At 67.0% G+C, this 7,717-nt stretch carries 8 protein-coding genes; 2 read left to right on the top strand and 6 right to left on the bottom strand.

Annotated features, from left to right (window positions below):
• Positions 1–131: 131 nt before the first annotated feature.
• From ACLP25_RS01040 to rlmN, 5 genes are all read right to left on the bottom strand, one after another.
• Positions 132–1,103 (bottom strand): sugar-binding transcriptional regulator, encoded by a 972-nt coding sequence (locus ACLP25_RS01040; RefSeq protein WP_442467396.1) that lies wholly within the window; start codon positions 1,101–1,103, stop codon positions 132–134.
• A gap of 73 nt (positions 1,104–1,176) precedes the next feature.
• Complete coding sequence (locus tag ACLP25_RS01045) at positions 1,177–2,247, bottom strand: YjbE family putative metal transport protein (protein ID WP_442467397.1); 1,071 nt, start codon at positions 2,245–2,247, stop codon at positions 1,177–1,179.
• A gap of 52 nt (positions 2,248–2,299) precedes the next feature.
• Positions 2,300–3,184, bottom strand: coding sequence for a protease modulator HflC (hflC, locus tag ACLP25_RS01050; protein WP_442467398.1), 885 nt, complete (start codon positions 3,182–3,184; stop codon positions 2,300–2,302).
• Positions 3,181–4,290: an FtsH protease activity modulator HflK gene (gene hflK, locus ACLP25_RS01055; RefSeq protein ID WP_442467399.1), complete on the bottom strand. Its 1,110-nt coding sequence runs from the start codon at positions 4,288–4,290 to the stop codon at positions 3,181–3,183. Before hflK ends, hflC begins: the two co-directional genes overlap by 4 nt.
• Complete coding sequence (gene rlmN / locus ACLP25_RS01060) at positions 4,277–5,476, bottom strand: 23S rRNA (adenine(2503)-C(2))-methyltransferase RlmN (protein ID WP_442467400.1); 1,200 nt, start codon at positions 5,474–5,476, stop codon at positions 4,277–4,279. The genes hflK and rlmN overlap by 14 nt, the downstream gene beginning before the upstream one ends.
• Positions 5,477–5,672: 196 nt before the next feature.
• On the opposite strand from rlmN, the gene ACLP25_RS01065 reads away from it, so the two are divergent.
• Complete coding sequence (locus ACLP25_RS01065; protein ID WP_442467401.1) at positions 5,673–6,482, top strand: lytic murein transglycosylase; 810 nt, start codon at positions 5,673–5,675, stop codon at positions 6,480–6,482.
• A gap of 154 nt (positions 6,483–6,636) precedes the next feature.
• On the top strand, positions 6,637–6,963 hold the full coding sequence (locus ACLP25_RS01070) for an Mpo1-like protein (RefSeq protein ID WP_442467402.1): 327 nt from the start codon (positions 6,637–6,639) through the stop codon (positions 6,961–6,963).
• Between the two features lie 4 nt (positions 6,964–6,967).
• Here ACLP25_RS01070 and ACLP25_RS01075 read toward each other — a convergent pair whose 3' ends face one another.
• Complete coding sequence (locus ACLP25_RS01075) at positions 6,968–7,591, bottom strand: bestrophin-like domain (RefSeq protein ID WP_442467403.1); 624 nt, start codon at positions 7,589–7,591, stop codon at positions 6,968–6,970.
• Between the last annotated feature and the right edge of the window lie 126 nt (positions 7,592–7,717).

The raw sequence follows: 7,717 nt of genomic DNA on the forward strand, positions 1-7,717 counted from the left end.
GTCAAAGGATTTCGAGGCGACAATCGAATCCTCACTCGCATGGCTCCAATTGGCCCTCGCTTTCCTCCTTATGCGAAGGATTGCGCGGAAAAACGAAGCCGTTTGAATTTCGAGTCGGGCTCTTAGCCGCCTCAGATGGGAATTCCGGTCAGTCTCCGCGCGGTTACTTCGTCCGTCACCAGCGTGGTCGGTCGGAGGAGCCGGATGGCGCCCTCGATGGCGGCGAGCTTGTGGATTCCGCCAGCGGCCAACACGCGGATCGGAGCGGCGCGCACGGCCCCCATGGGCACCGACATCACGCGCTGGTTCAGCGGATGGTCGAGCACCCGTCCGTCGTGGTCATACACGTTGCAGAGCATCTCGCCGACCGCGCCCAGTTCGCTGAGTGCACGCCGGTCCGCCTCGCCGATCACCTCGTACCGCGCGATCGTCGCCTCGGGCCCGAGCGAACCGGCGCTGACGACGACGGCGTCGAGCGCGTTGGCGAAGTCATAGACGCCCCTGAGGCCGCAGCGCTCGATCAGCGCGGTTTTGGTCGCCGGGCTGTCGACCAGGGCCGGCGACGGGATAAGGTAGCAGTCGGCGTTGAAGGCGCGGGCGAAAGCGGACGGGAACTCGGCCGGGTTGTCGTGCGCGAAATGGGTCACCCCGCCGACCAGCGACACGATGTTGAGGCCGCGAAGCGAGCGCTCGCGCAAATGCTCGAGCGAGCGGTTCAGCGTACGGCCCCAGCCGAGCCCGATCTTCATGTCGTTGCGCAGGAGCGAGGACAGATATTCGCCCAGGACCGCCCCGATCGGCGACGTGGCGTCCGCCTCGGTCGACGACAGCGGGGCGACGAGCGCCTCGTCGAATCCGTGGGTGGTGCAAAGCGCCGCCTCGAGGCCGCCGAGTTCGGCATGGCCGCGCGAAAGCGCGATGCGCACCTCGCCAAGCGCCTTGGCCTCGGCGAGCATGCGTACGACCGTCACGCGGCCGACGCCAAGGGCGTCGGCGATGGCGCTCTGCGTCATCTCCTCGACGAAATACATCCAGGCGGCGCGCTGCCTCAGGCGCTCGCTGCGCCGCGGGGCGCGCGACTCGATGGGATGGTCAGGCTTCATGATCGGTTTTCTGGTCGCCGTATGGTGCAAGAAAGTCAAGATCCTTTGAGTTGTTTGCCGGGCCGCCGTCGTCCTATGTCAGGCTGTCGAAGAAGGACGCGACGAAGATGATCAGGCCCGCCAGGAAGGCGAGCAGCACGAAACCGGCCACGACGAGCCGCTCCTCGGTCCAGCCGTCGCGGGACGACGCCGCGGGCTCCTCGGACGCGAACCCGGGCAGGATGTCGTCGGGCTGGACCGGCGCGGGGGCGTCTGAATGAACGCCCGGTTCGGGAGCGTCGGCGCGAGGAACGACAGGCGCGGGCGCTGGCTGCGGGGGCGCCGCGACACGCAGGACGAGCGGGCTGGACGGCGCCGGGCCCGCGGAAACAGCGGTCATCGCCGCCTGCGGGAGAGCGGACGCGACGGCGGCCGCCGTCAGCGGCTCGCGCGGAGGGGACGGCGCTGGGCTGGGCGCCGCCAGCCGCCGACGCGCGGCCGGCCGCGGCGCGCCCCTGCCGGCGGCCAGGACGAACAACGCCGCGAGCGCCGGCGCGAAGACGGCAAGCGCCGGAGCATTGGCGTCGATCCAGCCCGACACCAGCGGATCGGTCGTCGCCATGCCGCCCGCGATCCAGCCGAGAAACGCCGCGCCGATGGTGAAGATCTCCGGGGCGAGCCGGAAAATCCCGCTGAGGATAAACGCGCCGTAGACGATGATGGGGATGCTCAGGAGAACGCCGATCGCCAGTAGCCAGAGATTGCCGCCCGCGATCGCGGCGAGCGCCACCACGTTGTCGAGGCTCATCGCGGCGTCGGCGAGCATGATGACGGCGGCGGCGGACATGAAATCGCTCGCGTCGGCCGGCTGCCCGGACCCTTCGGCGGCTCTGTCGTGGCGGCGCACGTTGAGGGCGATGACGATCAGCATCCAGGCGCCGACAAGCTTCACCAGTGGAATGCCGAGGAGCGCGTTGGCGAACAAAATCATCACCAGCCTGAGCGCGATCGCCCCGCCGGCGCCGAGGATGACGGCGCGCCGGGCGCTTTCGGGCGGAAGGCGGCCGCAGGCCATCGCGATGACGATCGCGTTGTCCGCGCCGAGCAGCAGGTCGACGAAGAAGATCTGCAGCAGCAGAAAGAGCGAGGCCCCGATGTCGCTCATCGCAGGACGCCCCCCGGCGCGGGGCCGTCCGATCCGTCCGTCACGCTGGGCCTCAAGGTTTCGGGCCTTGATCCGACGCCGGTCCCGCCTTCAAGAGCCGCATGAAATCCGCATCGGGAGTGACGATCATGGTCGGGCCGGAATTGGCGAGCGCGCCCTTGTAGGTTTGGAGCGCGCGAACCATCGTGTAAAATTGTGGGTTCCGGGAAAAGGCGTCCGAAAGCGCCCCGTTGGCCTCGGCGTCGCCCTCGCCGCGCGCGACGGCCGCACCGCGCTGGGCCTCGGAGAGAATGACCGTGCGGTCGCGATCCGCCTTGGCCTGGATCTGCTGGGCCCATTCGTAGCCTTGGGCCCGCAGTTCCTTGGCTTCACGCTGTCGCTCGGACTTCATGCGGTCGTAGATCGCCTGACTGGTCTCGAACGGCAGGTCGGCGCGTCGGAAGCGCACTTCGTCGACCGAGACGCCGAGAGCGGCGGCTTTGGCCGCGACTTCCGTCTTGATCGCGTCGAGGATGCGCCTGCGCTCGTCGGTCAGCAGGGCCCGCAGCGGCGCCTGACCGAGCGCGCGCCGCGCAGCGGAGCTGACGAGCAGGCCCAGTTGTGTGTTGGCCGCTTCCGGGGTCCGCACGGCCTGATAGAAGCGCAGCGGATCGACGATCCGGTAACGGGCGTAGGGCTGGATCTCGAGCCGCTTCTGGTCGCCCATGATCGCCTGCTCGACCTGGGGCTCGAGCAGCAGAGAGCGCGTCGAGGTCACATAGACCGAGTCGATGAAAGGGACCTTGAGTTTCAGACCCGGCTTTTCGACGACCGCGACGGGGGCGCCGAGGCGGACGACCAGCGCCTGCTCGCCTTCGCTGACGACGTAGATCGACGAGAGGGCGAGATCGAGCGCCAGCGCGCTCGCAGCGACGATGGCGAGCCAGCGGCTTCTCACTTGACCGCTCCCGGGGTTGGCGCCGCGGGCGTGGCGGACGAGCTTGGCGCCGGCATGGAAGGCGTCTTGAATTCGGTCACCGGCAGATAGGGCATGACGCTCGACACGCCTTTGCCGGAAGTGTCGACGATGACTTTCGATGACTTTTTCAACACCTCGTCGACGCTGTCGAGATAAAGGCGCCACGCCGTCACGTCCTTCGCCGCCTCGTAGCTCTTCAGCATGGGCAAAAAGGCGTCGGCCTCGCCGTGAGCGAGGTTGACGACCTGGGTGCGATAGGCCTCGGCCTCTTGCCGGATGTGCTCCGCTTCGCCGCGAGCGCGCGGAAGAATGTCGTTGGCGTAAGCCTCGGCCTCATTGCGGGCGCGCTCCTGGTCGGCGCGCGCGCGCTGGACGTCGTTGAACGCGTCGATCACGGCGAGCGGCGGCTCGACGCGCTGCATCTGCACCTGCGTGATTTCCACGCCGGCCTGCTCGTCGTCGAGCAGCTTCTGTAACAGGGCGTGGGTCTCGTCGGCGATCTGCTGGCGGCTGGTGGACATGGCGGCCTGAATCGGGGTGCGGCTGATGACGTCGCGCAGCGCGCCCTCGGCGGCGGTCCGCACCGCCAGCTCCGGATTTTCGACCTTGAACAGGAACTGCCCGGGGTCGCGGATCTTCCAGAACACCGTGCAGTCGGCCTCGACGATGTTCTCGTCGCCGGTCAGCATCTGCCCGCCGCGCCCCGACTGAGGGTCGCCTGCTCCGGCGGACGGGGCGACGCCGATCTGAATCTGGTTGACCTGGGTCACCTTGGGCAGGAGCACGGTTTCGATCGGGTAGGGCAGGTGGGCGTGCAGGCCGGGTTCCGTCGTGTCGACCCACTGGCCGAAGCGCATCACGACGCCCTTCTCGTCGGGCTGGACGCGATAGAGCGAGGTCGAAAGCCATCCCAGAAACACGACGGCGAATGCGGCGATGAGGCCCCGCCAGCCGAGCCGGGGCATGCGGAAGATGTCGCTGAGACTCGTCTTCACCGCGCGCCAGACGTCGAATCCGGCGGCGGCCTCGTCCCCCATCGCGCTTTCGGTCGTATGCGGCGCCGCGCCGGCGTCAATCTTGTCCAACGACCAGACTCTCTTCGAGCATTATCCGCGCCCGCGCGCGCAGTTTCTCGGTTTCGCTCTTCAGCTGGCCGCAGGCGGCCAGAATATCGCGGCCGCGCGGCGTTCTGACCGGGCTCGCGTAGCCGGCGTTGAACACGATCTCGGAAAACCGCTCGATCGTTTCCCAATCTGAGCATTCGTACGGGCTGCCGGGCCAGGGGTTGAAGGGAATGAGGTTGATCTTGGCGGGCACGCCCTTGAGAAGGCGGACGAGCGCCTTGGCCTCGGCCGGCGTATCGTTGACCCCCTTCAGCATCACGTACTCGAAAGTGATGCGTCGTGCGTTGGATGCGCCGGGATAGCCGCGGCAGGCCTGCAGCACGCGCTCGATCGGGTATTTCCGGTTCAGCGGCACCAGCTTGTCGCGGAGCGCGTTATTCGTGGCGTGCAACGAAACCGCGAGCATGGTCCCGCACTCGGCGCCCAGGCGCTCCATTTCTGGGACGACGCCCGAGGTCGAGACCGTGATGCGCCGCTTGGACAGGGAGAGGCCCTCTCCGTCCGTGAGGATCGCGATGGCGTCGCGCACGGCGCCGAAATTGTAGAGCGGCTCGCCCATGCCCATGAACACGATGTTGGACACTGCGCGCATACCCTCGCCGGACGGGACGAGCCCGTCGGGCGGCGGCGTCCCGCCCGGGAAATCGCCGAGCCGGTCGCGTGCGATGAGAACCTGCCCGACGATTTCCGCCGTCGTCAGGTTGCGCACCAGCGGCATCGTGCCGGTGTGGCAGAACGTGCAGTTGAGCGTGCAGCCGACCTGGCTGGATACGCAAAGCGTCCCGCGGTCGGATTCGGGAATGTAGACGCACTCGATCTCGGCGCCCTTGTCGTGGGCGTGCGCCGGCGGCATCCGAAGCAGCCATTTCCGCGTGCCGTCGGCCGACACCTGCTCCGTGACGACTTCGGGACGCGCGAGTTCGTGCCGCTCGGCAAGCTTCGCCAGCAGGGGCTTGGCGATGTTGCGCATCGCAGAAAACTCGCGGGCGCCGCGGTGATAAATCCAGTGCCACAATTGCGACACGCGCATGCTGCGCTCGCCTTCGGCCACGCCGAGTTCGGCAAGCGCGCGCGCGAGTTCGGAACGGGTCGCCCCTGCGAGGCGCACAGACGCGTGCTCCTCGGCGGCGGAGACGGCTGAGGTCATGACGCGCGCTTCTATCATGGGCGCGCGGGTGGCTCCAACGCTATAAATGTCGCACGGGAGACGGCGCAAGGCGGCAGACAAACGGAGACCGGCGGCGGAAATGGCCAACCTTCGGCCCCGATTGGTGCGTATTCACCCCGTAGCTTCAGATGCTATTCACCCCCTAGCTTTAGAAGTCGAGCATGGAGATTCGAGAATGCGGGCTGGAGTCTTGGCAATTCTGGCGTGGGCGGCGCTAGCAGGCGCGCCGGCGCTTGCCGCTCAGTGCGGCGAGAGCGAGGACGGGTTCAAGCCCTGGCTCGATGACTTCAAGCAGGTGGCAATCAACGATGGCGTGTCCCCCAACGTCGTCGATCAGGCGTTGTCGACTGCGACGTTCGACCGTTCTGTGCTGTCGCACGATCACGGTCAGGGAGCGCTCCAGGGCGATTACGCGAGCTTCGCCGCCAAGCACATCACCCCGGCGCGGATCAAACGCGGCAAGACGATGCTGGTCGCCTATGCCGAGCCGCTCGATCGCATCGAGCAGCGCTATGGCGTGCCGGGGCCGGTGCTGGTCGCAATCTGGGGACTGGAGACGGATTTCGGGGCCGGCCTCGGCCGCTATCCGACATTCAGCGCTCTGGCGACCCTGGCTTACGACTGTCGGCGCGGCTCGATTTACCAGGCGGAGCTGGTCGATGCGCTCATGATCGTCCAGCGCGGACTTCTGACCCCGGAGCAGATGCGCGGCGCTTGGGCGGGCGAACTCGGACAGACCCAGTTCATGCCGTCCGCCTATCTGAAATACGGCGTGTCGGCGAACGGCGGACGGGGGGGCGACCTGATTGGCAATTCGGCCGACGCGCTCGCCTCGACCGCAAATTTCCTGCATGCGCATGGCTGGCAGCGCGGGGCCAAGTGGGACGAGGGCGAGCCGAACTTCGCCGCCGTACAGGAATGGAACGCCTCCCCGGTCTACGCCAAGACCATCGCCGAGTTCGCGGATCGACTGTCGGCGCCCTGAAAGCGTAAAGTCGCCACTTCTCCTGCATGGCGCGGTCCAACGCCTCCTGCTGGCGGCGTTGGGTGTGACTGCCCTCCTCGGGCATTTGACGCCTTCTTGCGAATGGACCGCGCCTTCAGCAAGTCTTGCGCCCCGCCATCAACGAGCGCCTGCCATGTCCGAGCCCGCTTCCGCCGAGTCTCAACACTTCGCCACCTTCCGGGACTTCTACCCTTTCTATCTCGGTGAGCACCGCAGCGCCGTGTGCCGGCGTCTCCACGTGATTGGCAGCGCGCTCGTGTTGGTCGCGCTGGCTGCTGCGATCACGACGCGCAACCCGTGGCTCATGCTGCTCATGCCAGTCATCGGCTACGGCTTCGCCTGGGTCGGCCATTTCTTCTTCGAAAAGAACAAGCCAGCCACCTTCACCTATCCGCTCTGGAGCCTGATGGGCGACTGGGCGATGTTTTTTGAGGTCGTCGCGGGCCGCCGGCCATTCTGATCCTTTAGCGCGCCATCATGTCGGCAAGCGCGTGACGCATCGCAGTGCTCGGGATGCCGAAGAGGCCGCCGTATGGCGTGTCGAGATCCAGGATGACGAACATCGCCGCCGAGATGAAAATCGCGCTGAGCGGAATCACGATCATCGTGACGGGGCTCGCCGGCGCGGTGAGCCCGATGCTCGCGAACAGAATCACGAGCCAGAACACGAGCACCCAGTAGAAGGGCGGCGTAAAAGAAGGGCGAGCTTGCTCGATCACCGTCCAGCGGCTCTTGACGAGGTCCGCGTACTCCTGCTCGCAGGCGGATTGCAGATGCTGATGCAGGGGATCGGCCGGCTGAAGCCGTCGCAGCTCCTTCCCGACGTCGTCGATGATCGCGCCGAGGACGCCGCTTTCGCCGGTCAGCGGCATGCCCTTCGTGTCGGGGTAGCGGACGCCCTCTGGCGGCGTCTCATCTGGCCAGGTGCTGGCGATGACCGCGGCGGTATAGGCGCGCATCAGAGCGCGCATCGGATCGGTCTCACGACCGTAGTCCTGGAGGCAGCCGTCGAACTGGGCGAGCGCGGCCGCGTATGGGCCGCGCACGTTGTAGGCCGCATCGAAGCCGCTCTTGACCGAGTTCGTCAAGGCCGAGCACGATCGCCGTGAAGGTGACGAGGAGGTTGATGCTCAGCTGCACGAACTCGAACGAGTCGCGCGAGCGGTGCCGTTCGGGAAGCCGGCTCTTGACGAAATAACCCGCCGCCGAGGCGG

The sequence above is a fragment of the Roseiarcus sp. genome (genome assembly GCF_052145395.1).
In the GTDB taxonomy this organism is placed as follows: domain Bacteria; phylum Pseudomonadota; class Alphaproteobacteria; order Rhizobiales; family Beijerinckiaceae; genus Roseiarcus.